Annotated in this window: 20 protein-coding genes; 14 read left to right on the plus strand and 6 right to left on the minus strand. The window is 48.8% G+C overall.

Going from position 1 to position 17,036, the window contains the following annotated elements:
* Positions 1–8 precede the first annotated feature (8 nt).
* The 4 genes from ACP26L_RS12920 to ACP26L_RS12935 all read left to right on the plus strand — a co-directional run bounded on the left by ACP26L_RS12920 (position 9) and on the right by ACP26L_RS12935 (position 2,748).
* Positions 9–461 carry a MarR family winged helix-turn-helix transcriptional regulator gene (locus tag ACP26L_RS12920; RefSeq protein WP_426452992.1) on the plus strand — a complete coding sequence of 151 codons (453 nt, stop codon included), beginning with the start codon at positions 9–11 and terminating at the stop codon, positions 459–461.
* Between the two features lie 24 nt (positions 462–485).
* On the plus strand, positions 486–1,004 hold the full coding sequence (locus ACP26L_RS12925; RefSeq protein WP_426452993.1) for a GNAT family N-acetyltransferase: 519 nt from the start codon (positions 486–488) through the stop codon (positions 1,002–1,004).
* 258 nt (positions 1,005–1,262) lie between these two features.
* Positions 1,263–2,303, plus strand: coding sequence for a hypothetical protein (locus tag ACP26L_RS12930; protein WP_426452994.1), 1,041 nt, complete (start codon positions 1,263–1,265; stop codon positions 2,301–2,303).
* A 349-nt stretch (positions 2,304–2,652) separates the two neighbouring features.
* A complete protein-coding gene (locus ACP26L_RS12935) occupies positions 2,653–2,748 on the plus strand; it encodes a YjcZ family sporulation protein (RefSeq protein WP_426452996.1) in 96 nt (31 codons plus the stop codon).
* 113 nt (positions 2,749–2,861) lie between these two features.
* Here the strand turns inward: ACP26L_RS12935 and ACP26L_RS12940 are convergent, their stop codons facing one another.
* Together ACP26L_RS12940 and ACP26L_RS12945 are read right to left on the minus strand one after the other, a co-directional pair.
* The gene (locus ACP26L_RS12940; RefSeq protein WP_426452997.1) at positions 2,862–3,887 is read right to left on the minus strand and encodes an NAD(P)-dependent alcohol dehydrogenase; all 1,026 of its coding nucleotides are present in this window, start codon (positions 3,885–3,887) and stop codon (positions 2,862–2,864) included.
* 65 nt (positions 3,888–3,952) lie between these two features.
* Entirely contained in the window at positions 3,953–4,549 is a 597-nt protein-coding gene (locus ACP26L_RS12945) for a TetR/AcrR family transcriptional regulator (RefSeq protein WP_426452999.1), read from the minus strand.
* Between the two features lie 125 nt (positions 4,550–4,674).
* Between ACP26L_RS12945 and ACP26L_RS12950 the strand changes: the two genes are divergently transcribed.
* The 10 genes from ACP26L_RS12950 to ACP26L_RS12995 all read left to right on the plus strand — a co-directional run bounded on the left by ACP26L_RS12950 (position 4,675) and on the right by ACP26L_RS12995 (position 12,256).
* The gene (locus ACP26L_RS12950; RefSeq protein ID WP_426453001.1) at positions 4,675–5,274 is read left to right on the plus strand and encodes an HD domain-containing protein; all 600 of its coding nucleotides are present in this window, start codon (positions 4,675–4,677) and stop codon (positions 5,272–5,274) included.
* Positions 5,275–5,392: 118 nt separating this feature from the next.
* Positions 5,393–5,797, plus strand: coding sequence for a nuclear transport factor 2 family protein (locus ACP26L_RS12955; protein WP_426453002.1), 405 nt, complete (start codon positions 5,393–5,395; stop codon positions 5,795–5,797).
* A gap of 145 nt (positions 5,798–5,942) precedes the next feature.
* Positions 5,943–6,551, plus strand: a complete 609-nt coding sequence (locus tag ACP26L_RS12960; protein ID WP_426453004.1) for a hypothetical protein — start codon at positions 5,943–5,945, stop codon at positions 6,549–6,551.
* Between the two features lie 176 nt (positions 6,552–6,727).
* Positions 6,728–7,957: a sensor histidine kinase gene (locus ACP26L_RS12965; RefSeq protein WP_426453005.1), complete on the plus strand. Its 1,230-nt coding sequence runs from the start codon at positions 6,728–6,730 to the stop codon at positions 7,955–7,957.
* The gene (locus ACP26L_RS12970; protein WP_426453007.1) at positions 7,954–8,625 is read left to right on the plus strand and encodes a response regulator; all 672 of its coding nucleotides are present in this window, start codon (positions 7,954–7,956) and stop codon (positions 8,623–8,625) included. Before ACP26L_RS12965 ends, ACP26L_RS12970 begins: the two co-directional genes overlap by 4 nt.
* A gap of 163 nt (positions 8,626–8,788) precedes the next feature.
* Positions 8,789–9,211 (plus strand): DoxX family protein, encoded by a 423-nt coding sequence (locus ACP26L_RS12975; RefSeq protein WP_426453009.1) that lies wholly within the window; start codon positions 8,789–8,791, stop codon positions 9,209–9,211.
* A gap of 236 nt (positions 9,212–9,447) precedes the next feature.
* A complete protein-coding gene (locus tag ACP26L_RS12980) occupies positions 9,448–10,398 on the plus strand; it encodes a GNAT family N-acetyltransferase (RefSeq protein ID WP_426453011.1) in 951 nt (316 codons plus the stop codon).
* Positions 10,399–10,422: 24 nt separating this feature from the next.
* A complete protein-coding gene (locus ACP26L_RS12985; protein WP_426453013.1) occupies positions 10,423–10,653 on the plus strand; it encodes a DUF7660 family protein in 231 nt (76 codons plus the stop codon).
* 36 nt (positions 10,654–10,689) lie between these two features.
* Positions 10,690–11,181: an ADP-ribosylglycohydrolase family protein gene (locus ACP26L_RS12990; protein WP_426453015.1), complete on the plus strand. Its 492-nt coding sequence runs from the start codon at positions 10,690–10,692 to the stop codon at positions 11,179–11,181.
* Positions 11,182–11,308: 127 nt separating this feature from the next.
* Positions 11,309–12,256, plus strand: coding sequence for a DMT family transporter (locus tag ACP26L_RS12995; RefSeq protein WP_426453016.1), 948 nt, complete (start codon positions 11,309–11,311; stop codon positions 12,254–12,256).
* Between the two features lie 116 nt (positions 12,257–12,372).
* Here the strand turns inward: ACP26L_RS12995 and ACP26L_RS13000 are convergent, their stop codons facing one another.
* The 4 genes from ACP26L_RS13000 to ACP26L_RS13015 all read right to left on the minus strand — a co-directional run bounded on the left by ACP26L_RS13000 (position 12,373) and on the right by ACP26L_RS13015 (position 16,929).
* On the minus strand, positions 12,373–13,536 hold the full coding sequence (locus ACP26L_RS13000; RefSeq protein WP_426453018.1) for an RCC1 domain-containing protein: 1,164 nt from the start codon (positions 13,534–13,536) through the stop codon (positions 12,373–12,375).
* A gap of 109 nt (positions 13,537–13,645) precedes the next feature.
* Positions 13,646–15,124, minus strand: a complete 1,479-nt coding sequence (locus ACP26L_RS13005) for a serine hydrolase domain-containing protein (RefSeq protein WP_426453020.1) — start codon at positions 15,122–15,124, stop codon at positions 13,646–13,648.
* 51 nt (positions 15,125–15,175) lie between these two features.
* A complete protein-coding gene (locus ACP26L_RS13010) occupies positions 15,176–16,270 on the minus strand; it encodes a HAMP domain-containing sensor histidine kinase (RefSeq protein WP_426453022.1) in 1,095 nt (364 codons plus the stop codon).
* Complete coding sequence (locus ACP26L_RS13015) at positions 16,255–16,929, minus strand: response regulator transcription factor (RefSeq protein WP_426453024.1); 675 nt, start codon at positions 16,927–16,929, stop codon at positions 16,255–16,257. The genes ACP26L_RS13010 and ACP26L_RS13015 overlap by 16 nt, the downstream gene beginning before the upstream one ends.
* Between the last annotated feature and the right edge of the window lie 107 nt (positions 16,930–17,036).

The following is a 17,036-nucleotide window of genomic DNA, read 5'->3' on the forward strand; positions in this document are numbered from 1 at the left end:
TTGTCGATATGAAGGAAGTTCTACGTGAGGTCGGAATGATTGCCAGGGCATTGGATTCAATAAGTAATATCGAATTTAAAACATATGATCTTACCAAAGGACAGTACTTGTACCTCGTGCGAATATGTGAACATCCAGGTATTATTCAAGAAAAGTTAGCTGAAATGATAAAGGTAGACCGAACAACGGCCGCTCGTGCTGTAATGAAGCTTGAGATGAATGGATTCATCGAAAAGAAGGAGGATCAAATTAACAAAAAAATCAAAAAGCTATTCCCTACAGAGAAGGGGATGACGGTGTACCCTTTCATAAAAAGGGAAAACGATTATTCCAATACGGTCGCACTCTCTGGATTTTCCGAAAGTGAAATAGAAACCATTTTTGACCTGCTGCAAAGAGTCAGAAAAAATGTGGAAAAAGACTGGGAGTTTGTAAAAAAGGGAAACAAGAGAATTTATTGATTGATGTAATGGAGGATGAATCCAATGACTATAGGGATAAAAAAGTGCACAATGGAGGATCTAGGCTTGCTCCAAGAAATTAGTGTTAAAACATTTAACGAGACATTTAGGGATCAAAATTCTCCTGAACAAATGAAAGCCTACTTGGAAAGAGCCTTTAACTTAACCCAATTAGAAAAAGAGTTATCCAATCCCTCTTCGGCATTCTATTTTATTTATTCGAACGAAGACATTGCCGGATATTTAAAGGTAAACACCGATGACGCCCAATCAGAATTCATGGGCAGTGATTCGCTTGAGATCGAGAGGATTTATATAAGGAAAGCATTTCATAAACAGGGGCTTGGTAAATATCTACTGAATAAAGCGATAGACCTTTCGATGGAGCGGAATAAAGCGAAGATCTGGCTGGGGGTTTGGGAAAAAAATGAGAATGCCATTGCCTTTTATAAAAAAATGGAGTTTGTTCAGACAGGAGCCCACACTTTCTATATGGGGGATGAAGAACAAATAGATTATATCATGACCAAAACACTCACTTAACCCGCCGCTCACCGCTATCGCCTTAGAAAAACCGTAAACGGGGATTTTCATAAGTCGACAAATAAACGAAGCTCTCCATAAAGGAATAGGGGAGCTTCGTTTATTTGTCTTTATGAAGCTTGAATTGACAGGTGAGCAGCCGTCTGGTTGTTCGGACTATTTGGCATTCCCTGCATCAATGCAACAAATTGCTGGTGGATTTCGTTACTTATTATGGTAATTTGTGTAATCAGTCCATCTGCAGACAAAGGAGAAACCATGAAGAAAAAGTGGAGAGGAATGTTCTGCTTCCTTCTAATCGGAATGGCAGCTCTTAGTTTTTTCATCCTTACTAAACGGATCCCTGTAGAGCTCCATGAATCTCCCAAGAATACCGACACGATACATTCACAGCACGGAATTGTAGAGAATACAACTGAGGAGAACTTAGGTACTATCGAGACGGAGCCTGTTTATTCAGGCGCCAATACGGCTTTGGATATGAGATGGATGAACTTCCTAAAACCTGCGGATAGCGAGCAAGAGGTGTTATTGAAAAAAAGCGCTTATGTCGTTAATAAGCTGGCGGTAGACGAGAAGGGCACACTTGAAGTGAAGCAAATCATCGGCGACAGCAGCATGATTTATATTTTAATAGACTTCACAGCGGTGGAAGGTACGGTTCTGGATGCAAAACGGTACCGATTTGATTCCTACTTAAATTTAACTTCGACATACAGTGCGAGTTTTGATTATATCTTGTTGGACGATGAGAATCCGAGCGATAATAAGATCAGTTTGATGATGAGTATTTCAATGGCGACGGCTAGAGCCATCGCCGGAAGTCCTGTTACTTTGCAGCTTAGTGATTTGGAGGGGGCCGATGTATATCCAGATGAATACGAAACTGTAGTTTCAGGTTCATGGGAGACCAAATTCATACTGGATTACAAGGATATCTCAACTTCACATCAGTTCCAACAGGGCCTGTCATTATATAACTATGCAGCCACGCTATCATCGATTTCCATTTCTCCGCTTTCGGTTACAATAAAATTCGAAAGTTCGCATATCAAAGAGATTTATGAAGAGGCCAGTCGCCTCAGTAAGGAAAAAGGGCTGAACGAGCATGTGGACAGTTATCCAATCACTATCCATTACAAAGATGGAAGATCGGAAACGACGTCTGTTTTCAACGGGCTTGTACGAGCGGATTATACTAGTGATTACACAACAATCGTGAAACCCTTTGTCCCCATAATCAATGATAAAGAAATCAAATCCATTGAGTTTTTTAATACCGTCATTGTTTGGGACTAATTCAATGTGGAAAGGGCCCGAATGAGGAACCGGCGTAATTCAGATCCGGATTCCAACCTTACATATGCGCCAATCAAGCTAATCGATGAGCCAGCATCATTGGGGAATCCAGTCGAATCTAAAGAGGAATAATCGCCGACACCTAAATGAATGCATTGACCTTGGAAATTATATAGTTATTCAAAATGTGGTTATTGTCAATGAACGTTATGGTTAACTTGTCTTTTTCTTAGAATCGGATGCGTAAGGGTGGGGAGAAAAAAAGCCCCACCCAATTATCCAAATCGCCTATACGCTCCTGCATAAACATCCATACAATATCGTATCGGTTGCGAAGGGAGGATACACCATGAGCTGCGTAAAAGGCTTCTCTACCAGCACAGCAACAATTCTGGTCCTTTACATTCTGCTGGTCATCGTTCTTGCGGCAGGCTGGGTCATCTAATGGATTAAAGCTCAGGCCGAAAGGCTTGAGCTTTAATTATGTTCACGGAAAAATGAATAGCTTCGTTAGAACGACAGCCTTTGCTCATATATGGGGCAGCAAAGGACAGCTCACTAACGCTTCATTTGGATAACAATTTTCCCCTTAGCATGACCTTCTCCCATATGACGAAGCGCCTCAGCCGCTTCGCTTAACGGATACTGACTTTCAATAACAGGAAGAACTTGGCCTGATTCGACAAGCTCCTTCCAAACCATTTGATCCCTGTGATTTGGTTTATGGACGAGCACCGCCAATTTCATTCTTTTAAGCCGAGCGTACAACGGTGCCGCCACCAACGCCAGAAGAATCCGAGATAGGGGGCCGCCGATCATGACATACGTGCCTCCTGGCATTAGTGCACGCTTCACCGCGAAAACAGAACGGTTCCCGACGACATCGAGGATCAAATCGTATTTATGTCCCCTTCTGGTGAAGTCCTCTTTCGTATAATCCAACACGAAATCCGACCCTATAGCACGAAGCATATCCAGCTTCTCTGCGCTATCTACACCGGTCACTTCCGCCCCGTGCAATTTGGCAAATTGGATTGCAAACGTCCCAACTCCGCCGCCAGCTCCATTAATTAGAACTCGTTGACCCTTTTGAAGCTCGCCTTTCATGCGCATGCCCTGCAAGGCTAGAACGGCTGCTTGAGGGATTGCCGCCGCCTGCGGGAAGTTCAGCCTGGCGGGCTTCGGGGTCAATGCCTCCTCGCTGGCGCATACATACTCCGCAAATCCACCCCAGCCACTCCCGGAAAGGTCCCCAAAAACCTCATCCCCTGGTCGAAATCGTGTAACCGTTACTCCTACCGCAACGACCCGCCCCGCGATGTCCGCGCCAAGAATTCTGTAGCGAGGTCGACGAAACCCGCCCAGGCGGGTTAAGAACGGTTTTCCGCGAAGGAGATCCCAATCCCAGGAATTAACGGAGGCCGCATGCACCTCGATCAACACTTCATGGTCCTTCGGAACAGGAATATCCACCTCTTCTATTCGGAGGACTTCCGGCATCCCATAGGTATCATAGACCATCGCCCGCATCTTGTTTGTACCTCTTTCGTTGGGGAGGCTCGGATCATTGACCTCATCAATCATAGCCACTCTCCATTCTTACTTTCGACAGGTTTCTGATTGAGGCAGAATAATAATCCTCCAAGGTATCAATTTTGGATTCGAAGGGTTCGCAGGTAAGTAAACAAATGCTCCTTACCAAAAGCAACATGTTGGTTATCCCCTTCTAACTTGCTGGCCATGATACTCCCCTCCAAATTTGCAAATATGAAGGATGCCAAAGAGGTGCGATCAATATCCGGACGCAGCTCTTTGTTCTCAATCCCCTCTGATAAGATACTTTGAATTGTGGCTAGAAAACCGTTCATGGCTGCCAATGCTTGTTCTCGTAAGAAAGGGTGCGTATCATCACTTTCAACAGCCGTGTTCAATAGAGGACATCCACCTCTTAGTGGAGGGTGGTGAACAACGTCTGCATAGACATCGAAGAGCGATATGATCTTTTCTATTGCTGTCTTATTCCCCTCCATAGCACGAGTAAAATGCTCACCAACCATCTCTACTGCATAGGCAAAGGATTCCAACGCAATTTCATCTTTACTGCTAAAAAAACGATAAATTCCGCCTTTCTTTAAACCTGTTGCATCCATAATTTCACTTATCGAACAACCTGCATACCCTTTTTGATTAAATAGTTCCGCGGATTTATTGATAATATGCTGTTTCGTTACTTCTCCCTTTCTCATGACAACCCCCAGTAAGTGATGGTATCTAAAATGTATCATATTTCTCTTGTTAAAATGAACAACATCCATTATTCTATTAGAGACCGATCGGTTCCGGAAAATGATTCCAAAACGGAGGGGACACTATGTACCAAATTACAATTCCAGATAGCAGGCTGGCTAATAAAGCAGCACAACTTGTTCTCGAAATCTCACCTGAATTTCTCTATAATCACTGCATGCGCACCTATGCATTTGGCGATGCCTTAGGTAAAAAGTACGGTCTTACGTATGACCAAGAATTGTTCTTTCTCGGTGCGGTGCTGCATGATATTGGATTGACGGAACATGTTTGCCGTAAGCATTCATTCGAACATGAGGGAGCGGATCATGCTGAAACATTTCTTGCAAGTCATGGAATTTCTCCAGAGAAAATCGATTTGGTGAGAGAGGCCATTCTTTTACATACATCCGAGGTTGCAGGAGAGAAGCAGCCGGAAATCGCTTTAGTACATTTTGGAGCCGGTATGGATGTGTTAGGCTTGCGTGCAGGGGATTTATCGGAGGAGATTGTGAAACTAATACTGGAGTCTTACCCGAGGCTGGGGTTTAAGAAAGCTATGATTGAACTAATAAATTACGATGCGGAATTGAAGATTAGAAATCAACAGCAAAATAATTTAAGTTCTGCGCTGCTTCGAATGGGGTTTGAACATGGGGTTTTAAATTCTCCTTTTACCGAGTAAAAAATATCCGGTCAGCGATCGGCTGCCGATTTTCTCATCAAGGGAGAGAATAATGGTGAAATATGCTAATATTGGATGGCGAAGCCTATGCCCTATTTTGAGAGGAGAGTAATTGAAAATGCAAAGTGCCCAACAGGTGCTGACAAGTTATTTTCAAGCATTAGGAAGCAAACAGATGGATAAAGTGATCGAACTCGTTCATGATGAAGCGAAATTTATTATTCTTAAAAAAGAGCCCTCCGATAAAATCCCTTTATACGGCACATTTTATGGTAAAGAAGGCGTGAGAAAATATTTAAACCTGTTAGAGGAAACAGAACAAATAGAACGGTTTGTCCTACATAAACTCATCGGTAATGAGGAAGCAGCCTGTGCATGGGGGAATTTCCGCATTAAGGTTAACATAACGGGTAAAGTGTTCGAGAGTGATTGGGCAAGCATTTGCGAAGTAGAGCAAGGGAAGATCCGTTTATTTCAAATCTTTGAGGATACGGCCGCACTAGAAGAAGCATTTGATTTATGAAATTGCATGTTATTTCGTTGACTGCTTGTATAAGCACGTCGCAATGTAACTGCCTCTTTTTAACGCATGGATTGGGGAGGTGTACAAACGTTCCGCTATTCTTCGCATAGGTTGTAGTACTGAGGCGAGGGGATGGTGGGCTTGCATGATTTTAAGAGGCGTTTTGGATTTCGATGTCATCAGGAATCAAGACTCCAATATTTTATTCATCAATGAATGTGGTGGGGGAGGCGGCGGGAATCTGTTTAGAATTCCTAATGGGTCCATGGTTATCCTCCAACGTGGCAAGGTTAAGAAGAGGGTTCGTGTTGTCAAAGGGGATGCCTCCGAATGTGACTTTAGCTTTGCCTCTTTAAGTACAAGCACAGCCCGGTTGTTTAACGTTAAGGAGGAACAACGTTATTTGCTTGTCTTCAATGAAAAAACAAAGATCATAAGAATGTTCAGATCCCCTGTCACTCGGAGTAATGCTGAATTTAAACTCGACAGGAATAACCTGCATGGCGGCTCGATCACGCTTGGCGGTCCTTTTATAGATGACTTTGGAATCTACAGTACCCGAAAAACGATAACGGTTGTTCGCGGAAACCTATGCAAGACGTTCGCCATCCGAAAAAGCAATGTTGAATCGTTCGATCTCTTCTTTCAGCTTACCGCTGCCAACGCATCCAAGTTTGGGCTGATCAATGGAAAGTCCTATCGCTTGGCCTACAACCAGATTACCAACCGGCTGGTGATCCTGGAGAAAATTTAACAGCCGCCCTCCAGCAAGGCCAACCAAGAATGGCAAGGATGGAGCGAGTTACCCGAATCAAAATCGAAGGGCAGCCGACCAGGATGATCGGCTGCCTTTGTGCACCTACTGTTCATTTTTCACGACGCCCGTAAGGATCTGTGCTAATATGGGGGTAAAGCGAGGTGAACCAGTGCATGATCAAGGCGATGGAGTACATAAGAAAGAGCCCCTTTTCATGGAGACTTCTGTTCGGCTTGAAGCTCATTTTGGATTTGGCGTTAGCCGGTGCTTTTTATTTTGAGCATTCGATTGCGCTATTCTGGAGACTGGGCATTGTTGTGTTTTCCCTGCTGCTGTTCCTGGGGATCAACTTGTTCTATCTTCAAAAGAAGAAACGGCACAATGGGCTTCTTCACATCCTCCTCCTCGATTTCCTGGTATCCGCTGCTTACGGCTATGTGTATATCAGTGAAGATTTTCCCAATCATTTGTTCATTGGAATTACCGCCCTGGCGATTCTTATGCTGGTCCCAAACACCCGAATGCTGGTCACGACGTGCGTCTTGCTGCTTACCGTGTACCTAGTAACGATGGGAAGTATGGATTGGTATTTATATCAGCAGCTTGATACAACCGGCTACTTTATTTCCTGTTCGTTCATTATCTTCTCGGGGATCGTGAGCGCTGTCATCCAGCATTATGGGCGCTCCCGCAAGAATGCGATGCAGCTGTATGCCCAGTTGATGCAGTCTCATGAGCAGCTGCAGGAATATGCTCTCCAAACGGAAGAGTGGGCGGCTGCCAGGGAACGAGTGCGCATTGCACGGGATATTCACGATACGGTAGGTCATAAGTTAACGGCATTATTGGTTCAAATGCAGCTGGCCCGCAAGCTGGGCGGGTCGGATCCCTCTCGCAGTCAGCAGATCTACCTGGAATGTGAAGATTTAATCCGAGCGTCCCTGCAGGAAATCCGGCTGTCGGTAAGGGCCATCCGGGATGAACCTGCGAAGTCCTCGACCTCCCTGCATGACAGCCTCCAAAAGCTGAGCGATGAATTTACCAAATTCACAGGAGTACAAACCGACGTTGAACTCAAGGGAATCCCCGTTGCACTGCCCGGCAATCTCCAGTTAACGGTGTATCGCATGGTTCAGGAATCGCTTACCAATGCGCAGAAGCACGGTCATGCCAAGCATGTGAATGTTACATTAGCCTATTCGGAGGGCGGATTATCACTGAGCATCCGCAATGACGGCGTGGTACCTGATGAACTGAAACCGGGCTTTGGTCTCATCAGTTTGCAGGAAAGAGCGAGGGAATGGAATGGAGAGGTGAGATTCTACCTGGATCGCAACAACGGTTTTGCTGTGGAGGGAGCATTTCCCTATTCTGCTTTGGAAAGAGAGCGTGTCGTTCTTTGAAAATTCTGATCGTAGATGACCAGCGGCTCATGAGAGAGGGGCTGGCCGCCCTCATCGGTCTAGAACCGGGTATGGAAGTGGTCGGAACGGCGGTGGACGGGAGAGATGCCTATGCCAAAGCGCTCGAATGGCGGCCGGACGTGGTGCTGATGGATATCCGAATGCCGGGAATGGATGGGATCGAAGGGACCCGGTTGATCTTAAAGCATCTGCCTGAGACCAAGATCCTCATTCTGACCACCTTCGATGATGCGGAGTTGATCCTGCAAGTCCTGGAACAAGGTGTCCATGGCTACTTGTTGAAGGATATGCCATCCGAGGCGATCGTTAGCAGCATACGAACCGTCTATAACGGCGGAACGGTGCTTCAATCCGATATTACGGCGGTGCTGCTGGGGGAGCTTCATAAAATGTCGGAACGGAACATGGATCAACCGCATGTGCTCAGCCCAAACGAACCTGCCGTTCTTGAGGTTCTGACCGAACGTGAGAAAGAGATTCTCACTTTGCTTGGGCAGGGATTGAATAATAAAGAGATCGCAGGCAGCCTTGTCATCACGGAAGGCACAGTGAAAAACCACGTTTCGAACCTCATAGCCAAACTCGGTCTGCGGGACCGGACACAGGCTGCACTCTTCTCAGTCCGTCATCAAGCATCCATCCGATAAAGGCATGACTTTTGGCATAGAGCATGAGATTCATCATGCTTTAGCGATCAAATGTTCTGCCTTTTTCTTTGTGAATTCATGACTTTATTCAGCTTTGCCCGCGTCTCATTCCAGCTACAATGAACAACAGGAACAACAATAAATGAGACGGGGAGAGTTCAAAATGAAAAACATCAAAATCGCTTACTGGATCATCACGCTTTGCACGCTCTTGGGATTCGCCATCAGCGCCTTCAATGAGATTGCCCATTCGCCCAAAACGTTCGTGGAAACGACTCAGGGGCTAGGCTACCCGGCCTACTTCCTGACTCTTCTCGGAACGGCCAAAATCATCGGTATCCTTGTTCTGCTCGTTCCCAAGTATTACAGGCTGAAAGAATGGGCGTATGCCGGCCTGGTGATTGACTGCATTGCTGCCTTCTGGTCCGAGATGGCGGTCGGCAATCCCATGGCAAGTATCAAGTCCGTCGTGGTCTTTGCATTTGTGATGCTGTCCTATTCCCTGCTGCTGAAAATGGAGAGAGGCGTGAACGAAAGCTATGTGAAGGGGCCGTCCGTGACCAACGCTGGGCAAAAAATCGTCTGAACCACGTTGACTGAGCCTATTGGAATTGGAAATGTGCTACAATAGGTGGGAGATGGGGATCCAGGTGAGAGGGAGTGTCGACAGGCAGGCTTCAGCCTATCGAAGGTGATTCGTGCACCAAGCGGAGTACCTGCAGTAACCATCGCAGCTTTGATCATCCGCCTGCCCGGCCGGTACACTGGGCAGGCCTTCAGACGTTCCCTACTATAAAATCAATCAGGAAAGCGGGAATCGGCATGTGGAGAGGTGCGGCGGCGGTAATCCGCAATAACAATCATCAAATGCTCATGATCTTGCAGGGGAGGCCCGAGGAAGAAAAGAAGTGGTCGGTTCCCGCAGGCGGCCTTGAAGAGGAGGAAGCCTACGAAGACTGCTGTGCCCGGGAAGTATGGGAGGAGACGGGGTACCGGGTGCAGGTCGGAGCCTATCTTCATGAGAAGAGAGGCGTTTCCCGCGGCTATCCCTACCTGGTCAAATTCTATGAAGCGGAGATCACGGGAGGGACTCCCGTGATCCAAGATCCGGACGGGCTGATCTATGATATCCGGTGGATGACGGCGCAGGAGATCCGGGAGCTCCCCTTAACGTATCCGGAGGACCGGGCTTTTCTGATGGAGTATGCTTTACGGGGGGAAACTCCGATCCTATTCCGTAGCAATCCGCTGACCGTACGGCAGCTGCAGGACACAGACGCTCCGCTGCTTCAACGCTGGCTGAACGACCCGGAGCTTCTTCGCTATTATGAGGGCCGGGACCGGCCGTATACGATGGAGATGATCCAGGCCGATTTTTATGACCAAGACGATCCGGCGGCCAAATGCATACTGGAGCACAGCGGGAAGCCGATCGGTTATGTTCAATATTATACCGTGGATGGCGACGAGAGAGCGGAGTACGGGTTAGAGGAGCAGGCGGGGGAACGGTGCTTCGGCATGGACCAGTTCATCGGGGAGCCCGCTTATTGGAACCAGGGCGTCGGAGAGCAATGGATGCGCGGTATGCTACGTTTCCTGGCGGAGGAACACGGGGCCGAGCGGGTGGTTATGGATCCGCAGGCTTGGAATGAGCGGGCGCTGGCGTGCTATGGGAAGAGCGGCTTCCGCAAGGTGAAGCTGCTGCCTGCGCACGAGTGGCACGAGGGGGCGCTCCGCGACTGCTGGCTGATGGAATGGCGGAGGGAAGAATGAGGCGAAGGAAAGGAGAGGAATCGGATGCCCCTTCACGAGAACGGAAGGCAGGTACAGTCGAAGGAGGATTTGATTCGATTCTTAGTGGAACTGCGTAAAGACTTGTCAGAGCAGCCAGAGGGGTGGGAGAATAGGACGCTGGACGGGCACTTCGAAGCGATGGAAGCATGGCTGACGGACAGTGAAGCAGTCCCTTCTGATCCTACTTGGCAGACAATCGCAGATCTGTTGTTAGCCGCGAGGATATATGAGTAAGAGAGATCAAAGGATTTCCATTGGCAGGGGTGAACAATGTTAGGCGCTGTTGTAGGGGATGTGATTGGTTCGGTGTTCGAATGGCATAATGTCAAATCCACGGACTTCCCACTGTATGATCGATTTACGAGATATACGGATGATACGGTCTTGACCGCAGCTGTCGCCGATGCTGTGCTCAGCAGGGAGAAGCATAAGAATAAGCTCTTTGATTATTTCGCCGGCAGGAAGCTGTATGCAGAGAAGCTGAGGCAGTATGCCAAGTGGTATCCGGATGTGGGGTATGGGCAGCAATTCGAAGCCTGGAGCAAGACTCCTGGTGCCAAACCGTATAGAAGCTACGGGAACGGTTCGGCCATGCGAGTAAGTCCGATCGGCTTCATTCCAAAGAAGAGATCCGCACGTTCATCGAGAAGAAATTCAAGTACAATCTTCGGCGGAGGCTCGACGAGATCAGGCCCTCTTATATGTTTGAAATTAAAGCAGGTGCTGATACGATTTATGGATGAATTCGAGATTCCGGTGTAAGGTGGGGAGTAAATGAGTTATCGCTATACCAAAATGATGGATGACAGCCATGCTGAAGGGACTTCTGAAATTCTGTTTTCGAGATTGTGATTGTAGGATGTAAAGATGATCAAAGAAAGAGGATCTTATGCAAACCCAACACCAAGATAAGCTCGATGCTTCCAAAAATCCATACGTGCTCATGCCGATCCTGCTGCTCATGTGGGGGTCCTTGTCGGCCGTAAGCAAGCTGCTTTTGGACCGGCTTGACAGCTACCAAGTGATGTTTTATATGTACGGACTCGGAGCGCTCCTGTTTTTGGCCGTCCTGCTCTGCAAGGTACGCTTGAAGGGGGCGCTGAAGTCGTGGAAGGGCGCAGACTATGGGCTGCTGTTCGCCTGCGGGCTGTTCACGTTTCTCTATGACTTCTTTTATCTGAAGTCCCTGGAGCTGATTCCGGCGGTCGAGGCATCGATGCTCAACTACCTGTTTCCGATCTTCATTGTCCTGTTCGCCGTTCCCATGCACAGAGAAAAATTAACGCTGCCGAAGCTCGTCTCGGTGGGAACGGGGTTTCTCGGCACGGTGCTGCTGATGACCAAGGGAGATCCCGCAAATCTCAGCTTCACCAATGCCAAGGGCGATATGCTGGCCATCTTGGCCGCCGTGAGCTGGGGAATCTTCACCAATCTCGTCAAAAAGAACTCGAAGGACACCATGATCAGTACGTTCCTGATCACCCTTGTGGCGCTGGTGTTATCTGCGGTCACTATGCTGGGCTATTCCAGCTGGATTGTTCCCGGACGAGCGGATTTCCTGGGCGTCTTGTGGCTGAGCCTGAGCAATATCGTCCTCGGCTTTTTCCTTTATTTCCGGGCTCTTGCCTATTCGCCGGCTTCGCTGATAGCGAGCTTCACGTTCTTTACGCCCTTTGTGACGCTGCTGTTCATCTACCTGCTGCTGGGTGAGAGGCTGACCTGGATTGACGGGTTCGCGGCGCTGCTTATCCTGTTCGGCGTGCCTATGCAAAAGATCGGCAGCCTCTTCGCGGCGCGTGCTCGCAAGCCCTCGGCTTCTTATAAGCAAGAAGTATAAGTTTCCTTAATGCCGGATGGGGGAAGCGTTTCTTCCAAGGGTTCTTTTCATTCACCACGCCGACGCCGTAGTACCAACATAAGCCTGCCCCGTTAAAGGAGCAGGCTTTGGGGCGTTTAATTTGTTCTAAAGTCGACCTGAAGCGGCTTGGGGTAAAAGGTGTGGTTGTCAGTGATCCCCCACATCGACATGGTGCCGTCTTTCTTGACGGCAGCATCGACTCCGACGCCGACAGGATCGTCGCTTACGGAGACGGACACGATATCCGACAATCCCTCGACCGGGGAGAGGTCCTTCCATTCTTCCGGATGTTTCCCGCCCAAGGCATCCATCTTTAGGATGAAATAGCCAAGCCCCCAGACGGAACCATCCTTCTTCACGAACAGGGCGTGCTTGCCTCCGTTATCGAAATCCGCTACTTCCGATAAACTGGGCAGCTGATAGGGGGAGACCACGGTGTCAATACTGTTTTTTTGTTTGGTCGCAAGCACGCCGGTCCCCCACACCCAGACGGTGCCGTCTTTGGTCAGGGCGGTATCGGTATCGACCTTCACAATATCTTTCAATTCTTTCATGGGCTTGGGGGCTGTCGAGCGGATTGCATGTTTATCCAAAGTGAAGCCGTACTGACTTTTGGGATATTCGATGACCCAGACGGTTCCGTCCTCACGTAAGAAGGACAAGCCGGTTGTGCCGAAGGCCAAGTCCTCAATGGAATCCAGTCCTTTCAGCTGCTCGGCTTTCAAGTAGTAGGAATCCCCTGGACTGTTTCGGTACTTTCTCGAGACCGACTCAAACGTCCATACCTTCCCCTCTTGGTCCACAGCCAGACCGAGTGCTCCATTGAGAATGACCTTCTCGATTCCATGCAGTCCGGGTACCTGATCACCAAGAGACACGTGGAAAAGCTCTTTTGTAATGGCGGGGTCTTCCTTTTCCACAGTCCAGAGCGTTCCGTCCTCCCTCAAAGCCACTATATTTCCTTTTCCGTAAGCTATGCTCCTTACCCGGTCCAACCCTTTGCCCTTCATCAATAGCGAACGATGAAACCCGTCTTTGACCGAGATGGACCGAAGGGCCTTGCCCCACACATTCCCTTGGTCATCGAGCGCCAGGGGATAAGTATCGGCTATGGCTTGGACGATCTTGGGCTGTGCCGCTTCGGCACGGGAGGCCGCTTGGACGGATGAGGGTGTCCCTGTGGATACTGCCAGCACGGCTGCGGCAGACAAGACGGCAGACCACCGAAGCAGCGGCCTGCATGCATTGCGAACCTTCATGTAAAAAAACTCCGTTTCGTTCCCATCATTTTGGAAACCAATTAATTCCATAATAGTAAACGAAAAGAGAGGGCGAAATGTTTCAATAATGAGCGCCGCGGCACAAGCATTACCGGCAGTCGGCCCCCAAACGGCCGTTCTTTGTATTCTGAATATAGACGTTATAATAGACAGCCAAATGCACGACATTGACAAGCGACCATACAGCAAGCCATAGCATTGGAGACGACAGGGTAGTCCAGATGCCGAACCAAGGCAGCACGCGTCCTCCGCCGATAAACGTCACCAATGGGGAGAGGGACAAGAGAATTAGGATCGGGATCAGCCTTCCGACCGTTATGAGAATCAATTTGCTGATTGTTAGGCGTTTGTTCCTCCTACGGATGCGAAAATAGGCGTACACGCCCCAAACAAGCGTAGCGAGGATCAGCGCAATCATGATCGTCTCCATGTTTCGGCCGTTCAGTAAAGAGGATTCAGGCTTCACCCCCCTCATGATATCCGCGATTCCATCGATAAAAGCCGAGTAGTTCACAAAAGCGTTTAAACCGGAATCAAACATCACCGCGATGCCCATCCGCTCGTCCAAATAAACCCTTTCTTCCGACTTGTACGTCCAGAAAATGCCGCTATGCGAGATCGTTCGGCCGCCGGATTCGTCTTGGTCTGCAAGCCAGCCCATGCCGTATGGACCGATGGTTCCGGCTGCATGATATTGTTTCATCAGCGCAGGCGAAAGGAGGCGGCCGTGATATTGGGAAAGCATCCACAGGGACATGTCCTCCGCTGTTGAAACGATGCCGGCAGGGCCCTCAATGAACCACAGCGGTTCCGAATGGCCAACGGAAAGTCCCAAACTAAAGTAATGTCCTAGCGGAATAGTTTCATTGGCGTAGAATTGCTGTGTCGTGCTGACACTGAAGGTATGGTTCATTCCCAGCGGTTCAAAAATATGGCTGCTCAGGTAATCTGAAAAGCGCTCTCCGCTGACGCTTTCCACGAGGTTCGCCAGCAGCACGTAATTGGGATTATGATAGCTGTAAGCTGTTCCTGGGTTATGGGCAACTTGAACGTCGGTTAATAACCGATTCGCTTCATGCAGGGATTGGAATTGCGGAGTCCTCGTCATATCGGGATTGATTTTGTCATTGAGACCGCTGGTCTGATTCAATAAATGACGGACCGTGATGTTATGAACGCGGGGATCCCGGGGAGAAAGTTCGGGAAAATAGGAAGCGTAAGCCGCATCCAGGTCAATCCGACCGTTGTCCGCCAGCTGCAGAACGGCCAATGCGGTAAAGGACTTGCTTAATGAAGCAATAGGAAAAGGGGTATCGCCCGTAACGCTTTGGCCATCTGTGTATGTTCCGTAGCCTTTTGCGTAGAAGACCTCATCGCTATTGGCAATGGCCAGTGACGCAGCCTTGATGTGATTGGCCTTCATGTTCCGATTCATATAGTCGTCGATATCCCGCAGGACTTCTGTCCTTTCTCGAGCTTCCTTGGCGGAGACGGGGTTCCCCCACACGGAACATAACAACAGTAAGCAGCTGATTGCGATACACATTCTTTTTTTCAGTTTTAGCATCATAGCACTCCTTGAATTCAAGATAAGGAAATGCTATCAGATCATTTTCAACTATTTATCAACTTGGATCCCAAAACTTGCCGTCACGCGTCCGCCGCCGTGAGGACCGTTTTCGACCCGCAGGCTCCCTCCATGTTTTTCACTAAACACCTTGCAAACGTAAAGGCCCAGCCCGCGATGTTCGGTCGCATCCCACACCTCGCCACGGTAAAAAGGGAGCACAGCCTTGTGCAGGGCTTCGTCCGAGAAACCAGGCCCGTCGTCTGAGACGGTAATCTTCATAGAGCCTTCCTGAATGTCATAGCCAATGTTCACTTGATTGGCTGCGTATCGCCCCCCATTGGCCACCATGTTCTCGAAAATCCGCATGACGATATAGGGATCCACGTGTATTGCGGGATTATCATATTCCATGGAAGAGACGAAGCGTTTGCCGAACTGCCTTGTGATTTGTTCGGCGCTGCCGTTCAGCAAAGCCGTCAACGAGATCGCATCCATCGACTGGCGATTCACTGGGACATCCTCCAGCTTCTGAATCGAATTCATGGCCTCCGCATAGCTCTCCAGACGCATGATGTGAAGGTTCATGGTATGGATCAGGTCCAGCACCTTTTCTTCCGACAATTTCTTCTCGGGCAGATAGGTGGCGAGTAGTTCGGCGTTTCCTTTCAACACCGACAGCGGCGTTCTCAGGTCATGGGCAAAAATCGCATTGAGCTGCTTGCGCTCCTCGACCGAACGCCAGAGCGTCTTTATGTTTTTTTCCAATTGTGAGCGCATATTTTCAAATGCCGTGATCAGCTCGCCCATCTCGTCCCGGCTGTCATAGAAGAGGCGGAAGCCTAGATCGTTGGCCGTAATGTTTTCGGATGCCCGCTTTAATAGCTCCAGCGGACGTTTTAGTTTCCATCTGTAAAATAGAACGGCCATGGTGACAATTCCAGCGGCCACGGTCAGCAGCACCGCCGCGACGAGGAAGGGCAGCATCCAATCCGTTTCACCGAAACGCTGACGCAGGTTCTCCGCCAAGGCGAACTCCATGGTTATGATGGCCAGCACGGCAATGAGCGTGACCACGCATAATAGGATGAAAGATTGCAGTAAGGTAAACCGCTTTAGCAGCAGCTCATTTATGAGCTTGGCCATTTGTATCCTACTCCCCAAACGGTCTCGATTCGGTTATCGCAGCCGTAATCCTTTAATTTGGAACGAATTCGCCGGATATGCTCCGCGATCACGCTGCTGTCGCCTTCATCCTCCAGGCCCCAAATATTTTCGTACATGCGTTCCTTTTCGAACACCATACCGGGATGCGTGGACAGCAATTCGATAATGTCGAACTCTTTTTTGGCCAGAGGAATTCGCTGATCCCGGTAGTGGAGCTCCCGGGCCGTATAGTCAATGACCAAATCATCGGTAAACCTCACCGAGGATTTGGTTTGGATTCGCTGTTCCCTGCGCAAATGCGCTTCGACCCTGGCCCCCAGCTCGTGAATGCTGAAAGGCTTGAGGATATAGTCATCGCCTCCAGCCCGAAATCCGGCTATTTTATCGGCATCTTCGATTCGAGCCGTTAAAAATAAGATCGGGCAAGAGACAAAGTCTCGGATTTTCTCGCATAATTGAAGGCCGTTCTGCTCAGGCATGTTGATATCCAGCAAAACGAGATCGGGTTGTTGTTCCACTTTCCGCAGTGCCTCCCGGCTGTCCCTGGCCGTCATGACGGTATACCCGTTGATTTCAAAATAATCGGTAAGCAGCTTTCGAAGATCCGCTTCATCGTCCACGATCAGTATGTTAGGCATCAATGCTCCGACTCCCGTATTCAAAGGTTTGAATTCAGCATAGCAAAAATGATATGGCATACCAGACGCCCCGCGGCAGGGCAGAAGACAAGGGCCCCCACCGGGGG

Source organism: Paenibacillus sp. S-38 (genome assembly GCF_049942825.1).
GTDB lineage: Bacteria > Bacillota > Bacilli > Paenibacillales > NBRC-103111 > Paenibacillus_G.

Bases quoted from the DNA above. Each gene is read 5' to 3' on its own strand.
- ACP26L_RS12920 (WP_426452992.1), top strand. From the start codon at position 9: ATGAAGGAAGTTCTACGTGAGGTCGGAATGATTGCCAGGGCATTGGAT.
- ACP26L_RS12925 (WP_426452993.1), top strand. From the start codon at position 486: ATGACTATAGGGATAAAAAAGTGCACAATGGAGGATCTAGGCTTGCTC.
- ACP26L_RS12930 (WP_426452994.1), top strand. From the start codon at position 1,263: ATGAAGAAAAAGTGGAGAGGAATGTTCTGCTTCCTTCTAATCGGAATG.
- ACP26L_RS12935 (WP_426452996.1), top strand. From the start codon at position 2,653: ATGAGCTGCGTAAAAGGCTTCTCTACCAGCACAGCAACAATTCTGGTC.
- ACP26L_RS12940 (WP_426452997.1), bottom strand. From the start codon at position 3,887: ATGATTGATGAGGTCAATGATCCGAGCCTCCCCAACGAAAGAGGTACA.
- ACP26L_RS12945 (WP_426452999.1), bottom strand. From the start codon at position 4,549: ATGAGAAAGGGAGAAGTAACGAAACAGCATATTATCAATAAATCCGCG.
- ACP26L_RS12950 (WP_426453001.1), top strand. From the start codon at position 4,675: ATGTACCAAATTACAATTCCAGATAGCAGGCTGGCTAATAAAGCAGCA.
- ACP26L_RS12955 (WP_426453002.1), top strand. From the start codon at position 5,393: ATGCAAAGTGCCCAACAGGTGCTGACAAGTTATTTTCAAGCATTAGGA.
- ACP26L_RS12960 (WP_426453004.1), top strand. From the start codon at position 5,943: ATGATTTTAAGAGGCGTTTTGGATTTCGATGTCATCAGGAATCAAGAC.
- ACP26L_RS12965 (WP_426453005.1), top strand. From the start codon at position 6,728: ATGATCAAGGCGATGGAGTACATAAGAAAGAGCCCCTTTTCATGGAGA.
- ACP26L_RS12975 (WP_426453009.1), top strand. From the start codon at position 8,789: ATGAAAAACATCAAAATCGCTTACTGGATCATCACGCTTTGCACGCTC.
- ACP26L_RS12980 (WP_426453011.1), top strand. From the start codon at position 9,448: ATGTGGAGAGGTGCGGCGGCGGTAATCCGCAATAACAATCATCAAATG.
- ACP26L_RS12985 (WP_426453013.1), top strand. From the start codon at position 10,423: ATGCCCCTTCACGAGAACGGAAGGCAGGTACAGTCGAAGGAGGATTTG.
- ACP26L_RS12990 (WP_426453015.1), top strand. From the start codon at position 10,690: ATGTTAGGCGCTGTTGTAGGGGATGTGATTGGTTCGGTGTTCGAATGG.
- ACP26L_RS12995 (WP_426453016.1), top strand. From the start codon at position 11,309: ATGCAAACCCAACACCAAGATAAGCTCGATGCTTCCAAAAATCCATAC.
- ACP26L_RS13000 (WP_426453018.1), bottom strand. From the start codon at position 13,536: ATGAAGGTTCGCAATGCATGCAGGCCGCTGCTTCGGTGGTCTGCCGTC.
- ACP26L_RS13005 (WP_426453020.1), bottom strand. From the start codon at position 15,124: ATGCTAAAACTGAAAAAAAGAATGTGTATCGCAATCAGCTGCTTACTG.
- ACP26L_RS13010 (WP_426453022.1), bottom strand. From the start codon at position 16,270: ATGGCCAAGCTCATAAATGAGCTGCTGCTAAAGCGGTTTACCTTACTG.
- ACP26L_RS13015 (WP_426453024.1), bottom strand. From the start codon at position 16,929: ATGCCTAACATACTGATCGTGGACGATGAAGCGGATCTTCGAAAGCTG.